This window comes from Occultella kanbiaonis (assembly GCF_009708215.1).
In the GTDB taxonomy this organism is placed as follows: Bacteria; Actinomycetota; Actinomycetes; order Actinomycetales; family Beutenbergiaceae; genus Occultella; species Occultella kanbiaonis.
The window spans coordinates 4,100,316-4,118,223 of record NZ_CP046175.1 but is presented as its reverse complement, the minus strand read 5'-3'; the positions used below and the strand labels follow the sequence as shown (position 1 = coordinate 4,118,223).

The following is a 17,908-nucleotide window of genomic DNA, read 5'->3' as shown; positions in this document are numbered from 1 at the left end:
CAAGACACCCGAAGGACCGCCGTGAAGATCGCAGTTGTGGCACTCGGCAAGATCGGCCTCCCGCTCGCCGTGCAGTTCGCCGAGACCGGCCACGAGGTGGTCGGCGTCGACGTGAACGCGGACGTCGTGGCGACCGTGAACCGTGGCGAGGAGCCGTTCCCCGGGGAGGCACACCTGGCCGAGAAGCTCGCCGAGCTCGTCCCGGCCGGGCGGCTCCGGGCGACCACGGACTACGCGGACGCCGTGCCGGGGGCGGACGCCGTCGTCGTCGTCGTGCCGCTGTTCGTCGACGAGGCGAGTGCTGAGCCGGACTTCGGCTGGATGGACTCCGCGACCACCTCGATCGGTGAGCATCTCACCGCCGCAACCCTGGTGTCCTACGAGACGACGCTGCCGGTCGGCACGACCCGGACCAGGTGGAAGCCGATGCTCGAGCGCATCTCCGGCCTCACCGAGGGAACGGACTTCCACCTCGTGTTCTCGCCCGAACGTGTCCTCACCGGGCGGGTCTTCGCCGATCTGCGCAAGTACCCGAAGCTGATCGGCGGGCTGTCGGAGGCGGGTGCCGCGGCCGCGCGCGAGTTCTACGAGGCGGTGCTCGAGTTCGACGAGCGTCCCGACCTCGACCGGCCGAACGGGGTGTGGGACCTCGGCAGCGTGGAGGCCGCGGAACTCGCGAAGCTCGCCGAGACCACCTATCGGGACGTCAATATCGGGCTCGCCAACCAGTTCGGCCGGTTCGCCGCCGCCCACGGCATCGACATCTACTCGGTGATCGAAGCGTCGAACTCGCAGCCCTACTCCCACATCCACCGGCCCGGGATCGCGGTCGGCGGACACTGCATCCCGGTCTACCCGCGGCTCTACCTGTGGACGGACCCCGACGCCACCGTGGTCCGCGCGGCGCGGGAGGCGAACACGGCCATGCCGGCGTACACGGTCGGACTGGCCGGCGGTGCGCTCGGCGGGCTCGAGGGCCGCACGGTCGCCGTGCTGGGCGCGGCGTACCGGGGCGGGGTGAAGGAGACCGCGTTCTCCGGGGTGTTCCCGACGGTGACCGCACTGACCGAGGCCGGCGCGACGGTGCTGGTCCATGACCCGCTCTACACGGCCGCCGAACTCGCCGGTCACGGGTTCACGGCCTACGAGTTCGGCACGCCCGTGGACGCGGCGATCATCCAGGCGGACCACCGCGAGTACGCCGACCTGACGCCGGCGGACCTGCCCGGGATCCGGGTCCTCGTCGATGGCCGAAGGATCACCGAGCCCGAGGCCTGGGTGGGCGTGGACCGCATCGTCGTCGGCGATGGCCGGAGCAGCGACTGAAGTGACGTGGATCACTGATCGAACGCCGACGCACAGGGTGACCGGGAACTAGCGTCGGCAATCGTCCCCCCACTTCTGCGGCACCGCCGCCGTCCACCGCCCGGAGTCCCACGATGCGCAGGTTCCTCGCTGTCCTCACCGCACTCTCGATCCTGCTGGTCGGCCAGGCCGCGCTCACGCCGTCCGCGTGGGCCAAGGGCCTCGAGGTGGGCGGACGCGGGAACCTCTACTACCTCAACGACTCGTTCTCCGGAACCGCGAACATCGCGTTCGGATACGGCGCGGTCGGCGACCGCACGTACGTCGGGGACTGGAACGGAGACTCCCGCGACTCACTCGTGCTGCGCCGCGGGAACCTGTACTACTTCCGGAACTCGCTCTCCTCGGGGAACGCCGACCGTGTGGTCGGTTACGGCCGGCCGAACGACGTGGTGCTCGTCGGGGACTGGAACGGAGACGGCGTCGACACGCTCGCGGTGCGTCGCGGGAACCTCTACTTCTTCAAGGACTCCCTGAGCAGCGGTCCGGCGGACCGTGTCGTCGCCTACGGCCGGCCGAACGACGTCGTGCTCGTCGGGGACTGGAACGGAGACGGCGTCGACACGCTCGCCGTCCGACGCGGGAACATCTACCACTTCAAGGACACACTGAGCGGCGGCGCCGCCGATCGGGTGCTCGCCTACGGCCGGACCGCCGATGCCGTTCTGGTCGGGGACTGGAACGGCGACGGTCGCGACACCCTCGCCGTGCGCCGGGCGAACGCCTACTACCTCTCGGACAGCCTCAGCAGCGCCACCGCCAACCGCGTCTTCACCTACGGCAGGACCGGCGACGCCGTCCTGGTCGGGGACTGGAACGCCGACGGTCGGGACACCCTCGGCGTGCGCCGGGCGCCCGCCCCCGCACCGGCGCCGACCCCGCCGCCGTCGACCGGCTACCCGGTCCGGCCCCGTACCCCGGACCTGGACTGCCCCGACTTCGCCAGCCGCGCCGACGCCCAGACCACGTTCAACCACTACATTCGCCTCGGCCTCGGGGATGTGCACCGACTGGACGGTGACAACGACGGCATCGCCTGCGAGAGCCACTTCGGCTGATCCAGGGGATCGCGGGTCCGGCGCGTCGGTGACGCCGACGTGCGGTCGCATCCAGCCCCGGGCGCTACCGTGTTCCCCAGCACTGCGGACCGCGTCCGTGGACGCGACCACGACCAACCTGGAGGCTCCGTGACGCAGAACCCTTCGACCCGATCCGATGTGCAGGGGGATCCGCCCCTGGCGCCCCGTGCGCTGCTGCGCTGGGACGTCGTCTCGCGACTGCTGCGCGACCTCAAGCCCCGGACCGTCCTTGAGATCGGCTGCGGTCTCGGCGCCTTCGGCGCCCGGATCGCACCGCTGACGACGTACGTCGCGGTGGAGCCCGATGCCACCTCCTACGCGAGCGCCAACGGTGTCATCAGCCCGCGCGGTGGCACGGTCATCAACGGGACGGACCAGTCCGCCCCGGCCGGGCAGACCTACGACCTGGTATGCGCGTTCGAGGTGCTCGAGCACATCGACGAGGACGAGGCCGCGCTGCGCACCTGGGTGGAGCACGTCAAGCCCGGTGGGCGGATCATGCTCTCGGTGCCGGCGTTCCAGGACCGGTTCGGGCCGATGGACACCATGTCCGGACACTTCCGCCGCTACTCGCCCGAGGAGATGAGCGCGCTGCTCACGAAGGTCGGCATGGTCCGGCCGCAGGTCACGGTGTACGCCTGGCCGCTCGGATACGCGCTCGAGGCGGTGCGCAACCGAATGGACTCCAAGAAGCTCGCCGGCGAATACAAGGACGCCTCCGTCGAGGACCTGACCGCCGCCAGCGGGCGCACGAACCAGCCGCGCAAGCGACTGATCGGGCTCGCGATCCAGACCGCCACCGCCCCGTTCCGCTGGCTGCAGCGGCTCCGTCCGACCACGGGCACCGGGCTGGTGGTCGTCGCCGAGCGCCCCGCGTGAGGGTGCTCGTCGGGTCGCCTCGCGACTATGCCTGGGGCTCGGCCATGGTGATCCCGAGGTTCCTGGGCTCCACGCCCACCGAGCAGCCGGTCGCCGAGCACTGGTTCGGCGCCCACCCGTCCGCGCCGTCGATGCTCGACGACGACGGCGAACTACCGACCTACCTGGCCGGTGACCCCGAGCGACTCCTCGGGGCCGACGTCGTCGCCCGGTTCGGCCCGACCCTGCCGTACCTGCTCAAGCTGATCGCACCGGTGCGCCCCCTCTCGCTCCAGGTGCACCCCGATCTGCGCCAGGCACGGGCGGGCCACGAACGGGAGGAGTCCGCCGGCGTCGACCCGCTGCTGCGCAACTACACCGACGCGAACCACAAGCCCGAACTCGTCTACGCGCTCACGAACTTCGAGGCGGTCAGCGGGTTCCGGGCACCGCGCCGGGCCGCGGAACTCCTCGACGGTCTGGACGCCCCGCTCGCCCGCGAGATGCTCGGCCATCTCCAGGCCAGCCCGACGGCGTCCGGCGTGCGGGCCGCGTTCACGCACCTGCTCGTCAGCGGCGCCGACGGCGGCGCGTCGGCCGTCGAGGCGGCTGCGGCCGCGTGTGCCGCCCGCCTGCGCAGCGGGCGGTCGCCGTCCGCGCGCACCGACACCATCGTGACCCACCTCGCCTCCGCCTATCCCGGGGACCCGGGCACCGTGGCGGCCCTGCTGCTCAACCCCGTGACGCTGCACCCGGGCGAGGCGATGTTCGTACCGGCCGGCGGCGTGCACGCCTATCTCAGCGGCTTCGCCGTCGAGCTCATGGCGAACTCCGACAACGTGCTGCGGGCGGGCCTGACCACCAAGCGCGTCGACATCCCCGAGGTCCTCGAGACCATCGACTGGGTCGCCGCTCCACCGATCCGGATCGCCCCCGAGATGTTCGACGAGTGCACCGGCGTGTACTACGCGCCGGTCGACGACTTCGAACTCTCTGTGGCCACCCTCGACGGTCAGCACGAGCGCCGGTTCCCGGGCCGTGGGCCACGCCTGCTGCTCGGCCTGGACGGCGAGCTCTCCGTGACGTCCGACGCCGATCCCGACGGCGTGACGGTCGCTCGTGGGCAGTGCGTGTTCGTGGCCGCGGACGAGGGCACGGTACGGCTCTCGGGCACCGGGCGCGTCGCCCAGGCCGGGGTGCCCTGAGCGACACGCCCGGCCTGCACGCGTCAGGAGGTGGTGCCCTCGACCTGTGCGAGGTGCGCGAGGTCGGCCGCGGAGCGAGGGTCCCCGACGAGCACGACCGAGCCGTGTTCCGCCCACGCGGCCAACGACGTGGCCAGAGCCCCTCGTGGGTCGGACGATGCCACCAGCGCACGCGGACCGGTCGCCGTCGAAACGATGGGAGCCTCCGACGGCGGACGGACGGCTCCGGGACCGGTGACGTCGGCTGCTGCTCGCCTCGCCCAGGTGAGCAGGTCGGCGTGGCTCGCGCCGTCGATGGCGGGACCCTCGGGATCGGACTCCGCGGGCTGCGTGAGCACGTCCGGGTACGTCATCAGGTCCGCGGCACCGTCGATCACACCGGGACCGAGCGGTCCGTCGAAGGACCTCGCCAGCGCCGGCAGAGCGACCGCGATGACGCTCCCACCTGCGCGAACTCGTTCACGGGCGCGTTCCGGGTCGGCGGTGACCACCGCGTCGAGCACCGGCGGGGCGCCCTTGGAGCGGGGGAGTGGACCGGCGGCGTCGCCAACCGTGAGATGCACGGACGCACCGGCATGCAGGGCCGCCAGGGACCAGATGATCCCGCGCCAGTGCACGGGCAGGTCAACCCCGACGAGGACACGCGGCCCGGCGTCCGCCTCCTCGGTGAGCAGATTCGTCGCCTTGATGACCCAGTTGGCGAGGACCCGCCCCGAGAGTTCCACCCGATCGGAGTCCGGGCCGTACCAAGTCAGCCGCGGCGAGGTCGGGTCGGTGGCCTGCCAGAACGCGACCAGATCGCGGACGGAGTCGAGGGGGGTATCGTGCGCCATACCTGCGAGGGTAGGCCGTGCACGACACGCCGGTGACCGCCATCAAAATCCGCTCTCGGCTTGACTCAGGCGGGTTACACGCGTGTAATTCATTGCAAGCGCCTCGTTCCCGGGGTGTCCGAGCAAGGGGCATGTACGACGATTGGGGTAAGCCGTGTGGAACATTCTGGGAGAGGGACCTCTCACCAACGGAATTCCGCAGCCGGTCCCGGCCCCACGCATGGAGCTCGCGTTCCCGGTGGATGGCTACGTCGACGATGACGGCGCGCTGTCCTGGCAGGAGCGGGCGCTCTGCGCGCAGACCGACCCGGAAGCATTCTTTCCCGAGAAGGGCGGGTCCACCCGTGAGGCCAAGCGGGTCTGCGTGTCATGCGAGGTCCGGGTGGAATGCTTGGAGTACGCCCTCGAGCATGACGAGCGGTTCGGCATCTGGGGTGGCCTGTCCGAGCGTGAGCGTCGCAAGCTCAAGCGCCGAGCGATTTGAGCGGGCCTCGGCGCTCGCCGAGTGAAAGCCGTATGAAGGCAACCGCCGCTGAGACTCACTCCGCCCACACCTGGAACACGCTCGCCGTGGTGGTGGGCGCGGCAGACTCGCCCTACCTACCCACCACGCTCGCAGCGCTCGCCGCCCAGACGACTGCGCCCGAGCACCTCCTGATCGCCGCACTCGGGCAGAAGCCGCGGGAGAGCGAACTGCGCCAGCTCGCGACGGATGCCGGACTGCCACCCGAGGACGTCACCGTCGTCCCGGTGCCCGGGGCACGGACCTTCGGTGCGGCGGTGCGCCGCGCTCTGACGGAGGGCGGGTTCGACCCGGTCGCCGACGACGCATCCGACGGGCGGACCAGACGCTGGCTCTGGCTGCTGCACGACGACTCGGCGCCCGAGCCCGTCGCGCTGGCCGAGCTCCTCGGCGCCGTCGAAGGGAGCCGGGCGATCGCGATCGCCGGCGCCAAGCAGGTCGACTGGGACGAACCGGACCGGCTGATCTCGGTGGGCGTCAGCGCCACGTTCGACGGCCAGCGGTTCACCGGCATCGAGGACGGCGAGATCGACCAGGGTCAGCATGACGGACGCGAGGACGTCTACGCCGTCGGCACGGCGGGCATGCTGATCGATGCGACGCTGTGGCGAGCACTGCGAGGCCCGGACCCGGCTCTCGGACCGTTCCTGGACGGGCGGGACCTGTCCCGCCGGGCCCGCCTCGCCGGCCACCGGGTTGTCGTGGTGCCGCGAGCGGTCGTGCGGCATGCCCGATCCGGATACTTCGGGCTCCGGGAGGTCGACGGATCGCGCACCGAGGAGCCACGCGCCCAGGAGCCGCGGCGTTCGTTCCGTGCCCGACGGCGGGCGATCCTGCACGTCCGCCTCACCCAGGTCCCGGCTGTGCTGGTGCCGCTCGTGGCGATCGCCGCGATCGTCGCCGCACCGGTGCGGGCGATCTGGAGGGTCGCGACGAAGGAGCTCGAGCTGGCCGGGGAGGAGTTCCTCGCCCTCGGCGTGCTCGCCCACACGCGTGCGGTCTCCGCCGCGCGCCGTCGGGGCGGCGCGACCCGAAAGCTCCCGTACCGGCGCCTGCGACCGCTGCAGGCCTCCTGGTGGGACGTCTGGCGACTGCGCCGGGACCGTCGACGACAGGCCGTGGCCGAGCGACGCGCGGCCCGCGCCCCCAGCGAGTTGGAGATGGCCGAACGCGCCGCCGTGGCGCTGCGACGCCGGCTCACGCTCGGCACGGTGCTCGTGGTGGTGGTTGCGCTCAGCCTGCTGACCATGGCGCCGGTCGCCTTCTCCGGCGCGCTCACCGGAGGCGCGCTGTTGCCCGTCGACGGGACGTTCGCGCAGGTCTGGGACGCCGCACTGGCACCGTGGATCGGCACCGGCGACGGCCACCCGGGTCCGCCGGACCCGTTCCTGGGGCTCCTCGGCCTGCTCTCGCTCGTGACCGGCGGACCACTCGGCACGCCGATGCGGATCAGCATCGCCGCGCTGCTTGTGGCGGCGATGCCGCTGGCCGCGCTCGGCGGCTGGTTCGCCGCCGGTACCGCCTCCCGCTCGGTGCTGCTGCGGGCCTGGGCCGCGCTCGCGTGGGCGCTCGGACCGCCGTTGCTGCTCGCGCTCGGCCACGGTCGCCTCGGTGCGGTGATCGCCCACCTGGCCCTGCCGTTCGTTGCCCTCGGCGTGATGCGGGCGCTCGGCCTGGACCGCCGGGACGTGGTCATCTCGGGCATGGTCGGCGCGCAGCGGGTGTCGCCTCGCTCGAGCGAACGTGACGGCGTCCTGTCCGGGGAGGCGAAGCGCGCCCGGCTAGCGGCCCTCGCGGATCCCGAGGTCGCCGATCCGGGGGCCGAACCCGCCGAGGACGCCGGGCCCGCGACCGAGGCCGACGGTGCCGAGGACAGCACGGCCACGGAAAGGGCATCCGCCCCCGACGGACCGACCGATCGATCGGCGACGGCGGAGGACGACTCCGATGTGACGAGCGAGGCGGGGTCGTCCACCGACGGGCCCGCCCGGCCCTCGAGTTCCCGGCTCGACGACTGGGACTCCGACGACCTGCCGGTGATCGTGTCGAACACCAGCGGTGACTACGTGCCGGACGACGAGCCCGAGGCCGCCACGGTGATCACCCGGACCTCCAACATCGGGTCGCTCGGCGCCGCCGCCGCGGCGGGGCTCGCATTCACGGTCGCGTGCGCGGGCGCACCGGTGCTGCTGCCCGCAGGTATCCTCGCGCTCGCCCTGCTCGCGCTCGCACTGGGCCGCCGCAAGCGGCTCGCCGTCGGCCGCAAGCGCCTGGTGTTCGTGGCACTGCCTGCCCTGGTGGTACTCGGGCCGTTGCTCTCCCACGCGCTTGCCACGGCCGGCGACGGCGGATGGCGCCTCATCTTCGCCGACCCCGGGGTCGCGTTCGCGTCAGACCCGGGGCCCGCGTGGCTCACCCTGCTCGCTTGGCCCGCGTCGCCGACCAGTGTGCCGTTCCTGGACGGCACCGCCGCGACCGTGCTGCCGCTGATCGCGTCCGGAACAGTGCTCGCGGCGGCGGTCCTCGCCCTGTTCCGGGGCGCTGGCCGGGCCCGCGCCATCCGGATCGCCTGGCTCCTGGTCGCCGTCGGGGTGCTCACCGCGGCCGTCTCGGTCCGGGTACCGGTGGCGATCGGTCGGGCGCTCGGCGCCGACACTGACGTCGTGGTGCAGGGCTGGGCGGGTCCGGGCACCTCCCTCGTGCTGCTCGGGTTGCTCGCCGCCACGCTCGCCGCCGCCGACGGTCTCAAGGGCAGTCTTGGTCAGGTGAGTTTCGGCTGGCGCCAACCCGCCGCAGTGGTCGCGACGGTCGTCGTGGTGGCCGGGCTGGTGTGCTCGGCGACCCTCTGGACCACCCGGGTGCTGGCCGAGCGCAGCGGCGCCGAACCCACCGGACTCGTGCAGATCGCCGCGCGCACTGCCGAACCGGTGCCAGCCCTCGGCCTGGAGGTGCAACGACCGCCGCAGGGCGCCCGGGTGCTCGCGCTGACCCCCACCGAGGACGAACTGGACGCCCAGCTCTGGCGTGGCGACGGGCCACAACTGACCGAGACCGCCACCGCGGTCGCACTCGGGGGCCTGGTGCGGGTGGAGTCCGCAGACGATCTCGCCGACCCGGAGGTCCTCGATGCCGCGGATGCCGACCTGGGTGAACTGGTGGCCGCCCTCGCGACCGGCACGGCGAACGACGCGGCCACGGCGCTGGCGACCCACGCCGTCGCCGTCGTGGTCGTGCCTGCGGTCGATGCCAACGCGAGCGGTGTACTCGCCGATCCGACCGAACGGAGCCGGCTGATCGCCCTGCTGGACTCGGTGCGCGGGCTGGACCGGGTCACCGAGAACGACAGCGGCGTGATCTGGCGCGTCAATCTCGGCGACGGATCCACGGACACCTCGATCGCGCGCGCCCAGGTGACCGACGCGACCGGCGCGGTGCTGGCCACCGTGCCCTCCACCGGTGTGACCGCGGCGGGCCGGATCACGGCTGACGGCACCGGGCGCACCCTGGTCCTTGCCGAGCGGGCCGATCCGTCCTGGCGGGCCTGGGTCGGCGGCCAGCCGCTGCGGTCCGTCGATGCGGGCTGGCGGCAGGCGTTCAGCATCCCGGACGGCGCCGTGGGCACCATCGAGGTCCGCTACGAGCACGCCCTGCACATGCCCTGGCGAGTGGTCACCATCGTGGTGCTCGGGCTCACCGTCCTGCTCGCCCTGCCGACCCGGCGCCGCCGGTTGGAGGACACCTGAGATGACCTCGACACCCCGACTGAACCCCCGTCTGCGGGCCGTCGCCCGCGGCGTGGGCGCAGCCACCACCGGCCTGCTCGTCCTCGGGCTGACCGGGGCGGTCGTGGGGGCCGCCACGCTGGCCCCGCCGCCGGAAGCCACGACCGTCCCACCTCCCGAGATCAGCGTCGGCGCCGCCCCACTGTCCATGGTGTGTGCCGGACCACCGCTCCTGGCGAGCGACGACGGATCGGACATCGACGTCGACGACGAGTTCGGATCCGGTGGTGCCGACCTCGTCGCTGTCGCCGAGGCCGTGGTCCTCGGTCGCGACGGCGAGCCTCCGGCCGCGACGTGGTCCTCCGTGGGCGGCGATCCGGTCGAGGTGCCCGGCACCGGGGACATCCGGTACCTGAGCCAGAGCGACCCGAGCGGGCCGGCGTTGCTGCGCGCCGAGCCGGACGGTGACTCGACCGCGCTCGCGGCAGGTGCCTCGGCGGCGCGGCAGGACGCCGGAGACCTGCGTGGTCTTGCCGCGGCGGAGTGCCAGGCGCCGTCCTCGAGCATCTGGTTGGTGGGCGGGGCGACCGAGCTCGGTTCGAGTGCCCGATTGACTCTGACGAATCCCGGGGACACGGCGGTCGCGGCGAGCGTGGACATCTGGGGCGCGGCCGGACAGGTCAGCGCGGACAACCCCGTCCTGGTGGGACCCGGCGCGAGCGAGTCGATCCTGCTGGAGTCCCTCTCCCTCGAGCCACGGATCGCCGTCCGGGTCAGCGCGGACGGCGGTCGGCTGACTGCCGAGATCCAGGACAACGCGTTGAACGGGGTGGTGCCCGCCGGTACCGACCTGGTCACGGCCACGGCCGACCCTGGCCTGGACCTGACCATCGGCCCGGTGCCGCTGCCGGAGACGGACGCCTCGGCCGCGGCACCGTCCGTGGTTCGCTTGGCCAACCCGAACACCGAGCCCACCACGGTGACCGTGTCACTGCTCGGCGAGGACGGCGAGGAGGTCCTCGCCGGTACCGAGGGGATGATCCTCGAGCCGGGGGCGGTCACCGACGTCTCCTTGGCGGGTGTCCCGGCCGGCTCCTGGACCGTGCGCGTCGGTGCCGACCAGCCGGTCACCGGCGCCGTCATGCTCACCCGACTCGGTGAGGCCGGTGAGCTGGACCCGGACGAGCCGGTGCTGGACCGGGCCTGGATGCCCGCGCGGACCGCGGTCGACCACGGGTTGCTCGCGATCCCGGGCCTCGGATCCGTCGTGGATGACGCCGGACTCGCGATCACGAATCCGCTCGAGGAGGACCAGACCGTCACGCTGCGCCCGGTGGACCCCGCCGGGCAGGTCGGCGAACCCGTGGAGATCGACCTCGGGGCCGGGACCACCGAGAACGTCACCGACCGCCTTGACCTGTCGAACGCGGTCGCCGTCGAGGTGAGCGGTACCGCCGTCCTCGCCAGTGTGGCCCTGAGCGCGGAGGCGGCCGACGGTCAGCTGCTCAGCATGCTCCCGCTCACCCCCGACGCCGACGAGGACCAGAGTGTGACGGTGCGGCTCGGTCCCTGAGCACGTGGACCGGGTCCGCGCGACCGGCCTCAGTCCCGGTAGGTGGGGTCGATGTCCTCCGGGTCCCGGCCGAGCATCTGGGCGAGTTGTTCCACCAGGACGTCGCGCACGAGTGCGGCGATGTCATCGGAGTCCGCGGATCGGCCGACCACGGGACGCCGGTACACGACGATCCGGTGACTCAGGCCCGCTGCGGGGTCCGCGGGGAAGTAACGACCCAACGGGACCGCACCGGTCTCCCAGGGGGCAGGTGCGGACGGCGGGACCTCCTCGACCGCGAACTCGACGCCGTCGAGATCGGAGCCCAGGTGCTTCTCCAACCGCTCGACGGTGCTGAGCAGGGTCTCGTCGAACCGTTCCCCGCGCGTGCGCCAGCCCGGCAGGGTCGGTGGCAGGAGCGGACCCCGCAGCCCGCGCCCGCGCCGGTCCCGGCGGGCCGAGCCACGTCGGGACGGCAACACGACGCGGCTCACGTCACGCCCGGCAGCCGGCGGTTCCTCGGTCATGTCACCAAGGGTGCCAGAGTCGGCGGCGTGGGATCGCCGAGGAGGGCAGGGGGAGGGGGTAGCCTCTCATCTCGTGAGAGCGACCCGAGGCTGCACCCGTTCCGCGTGCACGGCGCCTGCCGTGGCGACGCTCACCTATGTGTACTCCGACTCCACGGCCGTGCTCGGCCCGCTCGCCACCAACGCCGAGCCGCACACCTACGATCTGTGCGCGCCGCACGCCGAACGGCTGACCGTGCCGCGCGGCTGGGACGTGGTGCGCCTGGCCACCGAGTTCGAGCCGGCACCGCCGAGTTCGGACGACCTCCTCGCGCTCGCCGACGCGGTCAGGGAGGCGTCGCGGGCCGTCCCGCCGCCGTCCGTGCCGGCGGCCCGCGGCCAGTTCGCCGCCCCCGCACCCGTCACCCAGGCCCGCCCGACCCCGCAGGCGGGCCGGCGGGGCCACCTCCGGGTGGTTCGCGACGACGGCGAGTGAGCCGGCCGGTAGGCTCCGGTACCGTGCCTGATTCGCCTGAACTGCCCGATTCGCCCGACTCGCCACGCCTCGACGCCATCGTCAAGGCGTACGACGTGCGTGGGCTCGTCCCCGACGAACTCGATGAGGACACCGCCCGCGCGCTCGGCGCGGCCTTCGCGGACGTCATCGCAGCCACGGCGCACAAGCCGGCGGTCGTGATCGCCCACGACATGCGCGCGACCTCGCCGGGGTTGGTGACAGCGTTCGCCGACGGGGTCACCTGGCGCGGAGTGGACGTCATCCGCATCGGCCTCGCCTCCACCGACGGGCTCTACTTCGCCTCCGGCAGTCTTGACCTGCCCGGGGCCATGTTCACCGCGAGCCACAACCCGGCGCAGTACAACGGCATCAAGATGTGCCATGCCGGAGCCCGACCCGTCGGCCGGGACACCGGGCTGGCCGACGTCAAGACGCTGGCCGCCGCCTACCTCGCCGAGGGGATCCCCGCGGCCGAGCCGGCCGGCACGGTGACCGAACGGGACCTCCTCGCCGACTACGCCCGCCATCTGCGCACCCTGGTGCCGCTGGACGGTGTGCGGCCGATGAAGGTCGTCATCGATGCCGGCAACGGCATGGCCGGTCTCACCGCCGGCGCCGTGCTGGGCACGGAGGCGGGCCTGGACGACCTCGGCCTGGACCTGGTGCCGATGTACTTCGAGCTGGACGGCACGTTCCCGAACCACGAGGCGAACCCACTCGAGCCGAAGAACCTGATCGACCTGCAGGCCACCGTTGTGGCCGAGCAGGCGGACATCGGCTTGGCGTTCGACGGCGATGCGGACCGGTGCTTCGTCGTGGACGAGCGCGGCGTCAGCGTGAGCCCGTCCGCGATCACGGCCCTGGTGGGTCTCCGGGAGCTGGAGAAGGAGAAGGCGGCGGGCCGAACCGCCACCATCATCCACAACCTGATCACTTCACGTGCGGTGCCGGAACTGGTTGAGGGTTCGGGCGGGCGAGCCGTGCGCACCAGGGTGGGGCACTCGTTCATCAAGGCCGAGATGGCCGCCGAGGACGCCGTGTTCGGCGGTGAGCACAGCGCCCACTACTACTTCCGGGACTTCTGGTTCGCCGACACCGGCATGCTCGCCGCGATGCACGTGCTGCAGGCGCTCGGCGAGGCCGACGTGCCGCTGTCCGCCCTCGCCGAGATCTACACCCCGTACTCCGCGTCAGGGGAGATCAACTCCCGGGTTGCCGATGTCGACGCCGCCCGCGAGCGGGTGCTCCAGGCGTTCTCCGACGACATCGACGCCGGCGTCGTCACGGTGGAGGAGTTCGACGGGCTCACCTTCACCCACTGGGACCAGACCCCGCGGTGGTGGTTCAACCTGCGCAGCTCCAACACCGAGCCACTCCTGCGACTCAACGTCGAGGCCCAGGACTCCGACATCATGATCAAGATCCGTGACGGCGTACTCGCGCTCGTCCGCGAAGGAGAAGAGGCCACCCATGACTGAGTCCCGACCCGAGCAGAACACGCTGCCGATCGAGGACTGGCTGCGGGCGATCGTGCGGTGCCCGGTCACCGGATCCGAACTCGTCGACGGTCTCGGCCCGGACGGCGAGCCGGAACTCGTCAACACGAGCGGCTCCCCGCGCCTGGCCTTCCCGGTTCGTGGCGGCGTACCGGTACTGCTCGCCCACGAGGCGCGGCAGGTCTGAGGACGTTCCGGGCCGCCGAGCGCGGCGGGACCGGTCACAAGGAGGCGCGCGGATGTCCACGGGTGGAGGCACGAAGGCCGTGGTTGCCGCGCTGTCGGCGAACCTGGGGATCGCGGTCACGAAGTTCGTGGCCTACGCGCTGACCGGGTCGAGCTCGATGCTCGCCGAGGGAGTGCACTCGGTCGCGGACTCGGGCAACCAGGCACTGCTCCTGATCGGTGGCAAGCGGTCCCGACACGCGGCCTCGGCGGTGCACCAGTTCGGCTACGGCCGGGCCCGTTACGTGTACGCGTTCCTCGTCTCCATCGTCCTGTTCAGCCTGGGTGGCTGCTTCGCGCTGTACGAGGCGTGGCACAAGTTCTCCGACCCGCACCCGATCGAGGACTGGCGGTGGGTGCCGGTGGCGGTCCTGCTGCTGGGCCTGGTGATGGAAGGGCTCTCGTTCCGGACGGCGGTCAGGGAGGCCAACCACGCCAGGGGCACCACGAGCCTGACGCGATTCGTGCGCCAGTCGCGCGCCCCCGAACTGCCGGTGATCCTGCTGGAGGACTTCGGTGCTCTGATCGGCCTTGTGTTCGCGCTGTTCGGGGTCGGCATGACCCTCGGCACCGACGACGGGCGCTGGGACGCGATCGGGTCCGGTGCCATCGGCCTGCTCCTGGTGGCCATTGCGGTGTTCCTCGCGATCGAGATGAGCTCGCTGCTCATCGGTGAGTCTGCGCTGCCCGAGCACCAGGCGGCCATCGAGGCGGCCATTCCCGGGGCCGGTGTGCTCTCCGTCATCCACATGCGCACCCTCCACCTCGGCCCGGAGGAGCTCCTGGTCGCCGCGAAGATCGAGGTGGAGCCCGACGCGGATGCCCGCGTTGTGGCCACCGCGATCGACGCGGCCGAGGTGCGGATCCGGGCAGCCGTGCCGCTGGAGACCCAGATCTACCTCGAGGCGGACCTGCGCCGCCACCTCGCGCCGGACTGAGTCCACCCGCCGCAGCCGGCCCTGTGGCGAGGTGCTGCCGAGCCTTCGGTACGATTCCCTCCGACACACCTCACCGACGGACGGATACGGACGCACATGGCCGCAAGCGGGGGCACCAAGGCAGTCATCACGGCACTGTTCGCGAACCTCGGCATAGCGATCGCGAAGTTCGTGGGCTGGCTGCTGACCGGCTCGAGTTCGATGCTGGCCGAGTCCGTGCACTCGGTCGCAGACACCAGCAACCAGGCGCTGCTGCTACTGGGCGGCAAGCGCGCCCAGCGCAAGGCCTCCGAGGTGCATCAGTTCGGCTACGGCCGGATCCGGTACGTGTACGCGTTCATCGTCGCGATCATCCTGTTCTCCCTCGGCGGGTTGTTCGCCCTGTACGAGGCATGGCACAAGTTCTCCGACCCGCACCCGATCACCGAGTGGCAGTGGGTGCCGATCGTGGTGCTCCTGGTCGCCGTGGTGCTGGAGTCGTTCGCGCTCCGGACCGCCGTCATCGAGGCGAACCACGTGCGCGGCCGGACGCCGATCTTCAAGTTCGTCAAGAGGTCCCGCTCCCCGGAGATCCCGGTGATCCTGCTCGAGGACACCGGCGCCCTGCTCGGCCTCGTGTTCGGGCTGTTCGGGGTCTCGATGACCCTGATCACCGGCGACGGTCGCTGGGACGCGATCGGATCCGCGGCGATCGGTCTGCTGCTCGTCGTGATCGCGGTCTTCCTGGCCATCGAGATGAAGTCCATGCTCGTGGGCGAGTCGGCGCTGCCCGAGCACCAGGACGCCATCGAGGCGGCCGTGGTGGGACATGGCGTCACCTCGGTGATCCACATGCGCACCCTGCACCTCGGCCCGGACGAACTGCTCGTGGCGGCGAAGGTCGAGGTCGAACGCGACGACAACGCCGAGGAGGTCGCCCGCGCCATCGACGATGCCGAGGTGCGCATCCGCGAGTCGGTCCCGCTCAAGCTGACGATCTACATCGAGCCGGATCTGCGCCGCCCGGCGACGACCGGTCCCGCCGTATCCGACCAGCCGGGTGGCCCGACCACCGCATGAGCGCCGATGTCCCTGAAGTCCGCGTCGTCTGCGTCACGTTCCATCCCGGCGCGGAACTCGAGGACTTCGCGACGACCCTCGCCGGTGCGAGCACCGCACCCGTCGAGCTCGTGTTCGTCGAGAACGGTGCGGACCCTGGGGTTGCCCTCCGGGTGGCCGGAAGTCATGGCGGCACCGTCGTGGAGACCGGGACGAACCTCGGTTATGGGGCCGCGGCGAATCGTGGCGCCGAGGGAGCGCGCGGCGAGTGGCTGGTGGTGGTCAACCCGGACGTGGAGTGGACGCAGGGCTCCCTCGACGAGCTCATCCGGGCCGCGCAGCGACACCCGAGGGCGGGTTCGTTCGGACCGGCGATCCTGAACGTCGACGGGAGCGTCTACCCGTCGGCGCGGGCGCTGCCATCGGTGCGGACCGGTGCGGGTCACGCGTTGCTCGCTCGTGTCTGGCCGGGCAATCCATGGACGAAGGCCTACCGCAGAACCCAGGAGAGCTCCGGGGCCGTCGAGCACGAGGCAGGCTGGCTGTCGGGGGCGTGCTTGCTCCTGCGGCGAGAGGCGTTCGAGGCCGTGGGCGGCTTCGACGAGGCCTACTTCATGTTCTTCGAGGATGTGGATCTGGGCGACCGGCTCGCCCGCGCCGGTTGGACGAACGTCTACGTGCCCTCGGCCCGGGTCGTCCACGACCAGGGTTCGTCCTGGCGGGACAAGCCGGCAGCGATGATCCGGGCGCATCACGTGAGCGCCGAACTGTACCTGCGCCGCAGGTACTCGGCCTGGTACCTCTTTCCACTGCGCTGGGCGCTCGCGACGGGGCTGCGCGTGCGGTCCTGGCTTCAGACGCGCGCATCCCGCTGAGGCCGACCGGCCCCAGCGGGACGACTGCGCGCGGTGATCACTGCCCTGCGGCGGCGTACTTGGCCTCGGTGGCATCCTTCTGCGGGCGCCACCAGGCCTCGTTGTCGCGATACCAGGTGATCGTCTCGGCGAGCCCGGAGCGGAAATCGGGGAACCTGGGCTCCCAGCCCAGTTCGGTCCGCAACCGGGTCGAGTCGATCGCGTATCGCATGTCATGCCCCGGTCGGTCCGTGACCAGGTCGTAGGCGTCCGCATCCTGACCGAGGAGTTCGAGGATCAGCTCGATGACATGCTTGTTGTTCTCCTCCCCGTCGGCGCCGATCAGGTAGGTCTCACCAGGAGTGCCCTTCTCGAGGATCGTCCAGACCGCACGGTTGTGGTCATCGACGTGGATCCAGTCGCGCACGTTGAGGCCCTGGCCGTACAGCTTGGGCCGAACGCCACTCAGGACGTTCGTGATCTGGCGCGGAATGAACTTCTCCACGTGCTGGAACGGACCGTAGTTGTTGGAGCAGTTCGAGATGGTCGCCTCGACGCCGAAGGAGCGCACCCAGGCGCGCACGAGCAGGTCCGACCCCGCCTTCGTGGAGGAGTACGGGCTCGACGGGTTGTAGGGCGTGCTCTCCGTGAACCGCGCCGGATCGTCAAGTTCGAGGTCTCCGTACACCTCGTCGGTGGAGATGTGGTGGTAGCGGACGCCATGGCGTCGAACACTCTCCAGGAGTGTGAACGTCCCGATCAGGTTCGTCTGCACGAACGGCCACGGGTTCGCCAGTGAGTTGTCGTTGTGCGACTCGGCGGCGAAGTGGACGACGACGTCACTCGCCTCGACGAGCGGGTCGACAGCCGCTGCGTCCGCGACGTCGCCCTCGACGAACGTGATCTTCTCGCGCACGTCGGCCAGGGAGTCCGAGTTCCCCGCGTACGTCAGGGCGTCCAGGACGGTGACCTCCACGTCCGGCCGCTCGCGCACCGTCTGGTGCACGAAGTTGGCCCCGATGAAGCCGGCTCCGCCGGTGATGAGCATGCGCAAGGTGCACTCCTAGAAGTAGTTGTTCCGCTCTTGACCTGGACAGGGAGCCGTCAGGGACGGCCCGAACCATGGTAGGTCCAACCCGCCGCCCGCCACGCGGGCACGCTACCCTCGAAAACGAGACCGATTCGCTACCGTCAACG

The 17,908-nt window shown here is 71.5% G+C and carries 16 protein-coding genes; 13 read left to right on the top strand and 3 right to left on the bottom strand.

Annotation, left to right across the window (positions count from 1 at the left end; genetic code table 11):
• Window positions 1–21: 21 nt before the first annotated feature.
• The 4 genes from GKS42_RS18880 to manA all read left to right on the top strand — a co-directional run bounded on the left by GKS42_RS18880 (window position 22) and on the right by manA (window position 4,507).
• Window positions 22–1,326 (top strand): nucleotide sugar dehydrogenase, encoded by a 1,305-nt coding sequence (locus GKS42_RS18880; protein WP_154795227.1) that lies wholly within the window; start codon window positions 22–24, stop codon window positions 1,324–1,326.
• A gap of 113 nt (window positions 1,327–1,439) precedes the next feature.
• A complete protein-coding gene (locus GKS42_RS18875) occupies window positions 1,440–2,423 on the top strand; it encodes an excalibur calcium-binding domain-containing protein (RefSeq protein ID WP_154795226.1) in 984 nt (327 codons plus the stop codon).
• Window positions 2,424–2,552: 129 nt separating this feature from the next.
• Window positions 2,553–3,323, top strand: a complete 771-nt coding sequence (locus tag GKS42_RS18870; RefSeq protein ID WP_168217896.1) for a class I SAM-dependent methyltransferase — start codon at window positions 2,553–2,555, stop codon at window positions 3,321–3,323.
• On the top strand, window positions 3,320–4,507 hold the full coding sequence (gene manA, locus GKS42_RS18865; protein WP_154795224.1) for a mannose-6-phosphate isomerase, class I: 1,188 nt from the start codon (window positions 3,320–3,322) through the stop codon (window positions 4,505–4,507). Before GKS42_RS18870 ends, manA begins: the two co-directional genes overlap by 4 nt.
• Before the next feature lie 23 nt (window positions 4,508–4,530).
• Here manA and GKS42_RS18860 read toward each other — a convergent pair whose 3' ends face one another.
• Window positions 4,531–5,340, bottom strand: coding sequence for a TIGR03089 family protein (locus GKS42_RS18860; protein ID WP_154795223.1), 810 nt, complete (start codon window positions 5,338–5,340; stop codon window positions 4,531–4,533).
• Between the two features lie 220 nt (window positions 5,341–5,560).
• Between GKS42_RS18860 and GKS42_RS18855 the strand changes: the two genes are divergently transcribed.
• Genes GKS42_RS18855 through GKS42_RS18845 form a run of 3 tightly spaced genes read left to right on the top strand, consistent with a single transcriptional unit; the run spans window position 5,561 to window position 11,158 of the window.
• Window positions 5,561–5,824: a WhiB family transcriptional regulator gene (locus GKS42_RS18855; protein ID WP_165962719.1), complete on the top strand. Its 264-nt coding sequence runs from the start codon at window positions 5,561–5,563 to the stop codon at window positions 5,822–5,824.
• Window positions 5,825–5,856: 32 nt separating this feature from the next.
• Window positions 5,857–9,606 (top strand): glycosyltransferase, encoded by a 3,750-nt coding sequence (locus GKS42_RS18850; protein WP_154795222.1) that lies wholly within the window; start codon window positions 5,857–5,859, stop codon window positions 9,604–9,606.
• Window position 9,607: 1 nt separating this feature from the next.
• Complete coding sequence (locus GKS42_RS18845) at window positions 9,608–11,158, top strand: DUF5719 family protein (RefSeq protein ID WP_154795221.1); 1,551 nt, start codon at window positions 9,608–9,610, stop codon at window positions 11,156–11,158.
• 29 nt (window positions 11,159–11,187) lie between these two features.
• Here GKS42_RS18845 and GKS42_RS18840 read toward each other — a convergent pair whose 3' ends face one another.
• Entirely contained in the window at window positions 11,188–11,664 is a 477-nt protein-coding gene (locus tag GKS42_RS18840; protein WP_154795220.1) for a metallopeptidase family protein, read from the bottom strand.
• A 73-nt stretch (window positions 11,665–11,737) separates the two neighbouring features.
• Between GKS42_RS18840 and GKS42_RS18835 the strand changes: the two genes are divergently transcribed.
• From GKS42_RS18835 to GKS42_RS18810, 6 genes are all read left to right on the top strand, one after another.
• The gene (locus GKS42_RS18835; RefSeq protein WP_154795219.1) at window positions 11,738–12,139 is read left to right on the top strand and encodes a DUF3499 domain-containing protein; all 402 of its coding nucleotides are present in this window, start codon (window positions 11,738–11,740) and stop codon (window positions 12,137–12,139) included.
• A gap of 23 nt (window positions 12,140–12,162) precedes the next feature.
• Window positions 12,163–13,638, top strand: coding sequence for a phosphomannomutase/phosphoglucomutase (locus GKS42_RS18830; RefSeq protein WP_232847742.1), 1,476 nt, complete (start codon window positions 12,163–12,165; stop codon window positions 13,636–13,638).
• On the top strand, window positions 13,631–13,843 hold the full coding sequence (locus tag GKS42_RS18825) for a Trm112 family protein (RefSeq protein WP_154795218.1): 213 nt from the start codon (window positions 13,631–13,633) through the stop codon (window positions 13,841–13,843). The genes GKS42_RS18830 and GKS42_RS18825 overlap by 8 nt, the downstream gene beginning before the upstream one ends.
• A gap of 52 nt (window positions 13,844–13,895) precedes the next feature.
• Window positions 13,896–14,819 (top strand): cation diffusion facilitator family transporter, encoded by a 924-nt coding sequence (locus tag GKS42_RS18820; RefSeq protein WP_154795217.1) that lies wholly within the window; start codon window positions 13,896–13,898, stop codon window positions 14,817–14,819.
• A gap of 96 nt (window positions 14,820–14,915) precedes the next feature.
• On the top strand, window positions 14,916–15,878 hold the full coding sequence (locus tag GKS42_RS18815) for a cation diffusion facilitator family transporter (protein WP_154795216.1): 963 nt from the start codon (window positions 14,916–14,918) through the stop codon (window positions 15,876–15,878).
• On the top strand, window positions 15,875–16,732 hold the full coding sequence (locus tag GKS42_RS18810; RefSeq protein WP_154795215.1) for a glycosyltransferase family 2 protein: 858 nt from the start codon (window positions 15,875–15,877) through the stop codon (window positions 16,730–16,732). The genes GKS42_RS18815 and GKS42_RS18810 overlap by 4 nt, the downstream gene beginning before the upstream one ends.
• Before the next feature lie 37 nt (window positions 16,733–16,769).
• Here GKS42_RS18810 and rfbB read toward each other — a convergent pair whose 3' ends face one another.
• Complete coding sequence (rfbB, locus tag GKS42_RS18805) at window positions 16,770–17,765, bottom strand: dTDP-glucose 4,6-dehydratase (RefSeq protein ID WP_154795214.1); 996 nt, start codon at window positions 17,763–17,765, stop codon at window positions 16,770–16,772.
• Window positions 17,766–17,908: the final 143 nt, after the last annotated feature.

Coding starts and splice junctions, on each gene's coding strand:
- GKS42_RS18875 (WP_154795226.1), top strand. CDS start 1,440: ATGCGCAGGTTCCTCGCTGTCCTCACCGCACTCTCGATCCTGCTGGTC.
- GKS42_RS18860 (WP_154795223.1), bottom strand. CDS start 5,340: ATGGCGCACGATACCCCCCTCGACTCCGTCCGCGATCTGGTCGCGTTC.
- GKS42_RS18855 (WP_165962719.1), top strand. CDS start 5,561: ATGGAGCTCGCGTTCCCGGTGGATGGCTACGTCGACGATGACGGCGCG.
- GKS42_RS18850 (WP_154795222.1), top strand. CDS start 5,857: ATGAAGGCAACCGCCGCTGAGACTCACTCCGCCCACACCTGGAACACG.
- GKS42_RS18845 (WP_154795221.1), top strand. CDS start 9,608: ATGACCTCGACACCCCGACTGAACCCCCGTCTGCGGGCCGTCGCCCGC.
- GKS42_RS18840 (WP_154795220.1), bottom strand. CDS start 11,664: ATGACCGAGGAACCGCCGGCTGCCGGGCGTGACGTGAGCCGCGTCGTG.
- GKS42_RS18825 (WP_154795218.1), top strand. CDS start 13,631: ATGACTGAGTCCCGACCCGAGCAGAACACGCTGCCGATCGAGGACTGG.
- GKS42_RS18820 (WP_154795217.1), top strand. CDS start 13,896: ATGTCCACGGGTGGAGGCACGAAGGCCGTGGTTGCCGCGCTGTCGGCG.
- GKS42_RS18815 (WP_154795216.1), top strand. CDS start 14,916: ATGGCCGCAAGCGGGGGCACCAAGGCAGTCATCACGGCACTGTTCGCG.
- GKS42_RS18810 (WP_154795215.1), top strand. CDS start 15,875: ATGAGCGCCGATGTCCCTGAAGTCCGCGTCGTCTGCGTCACGTTCCAT.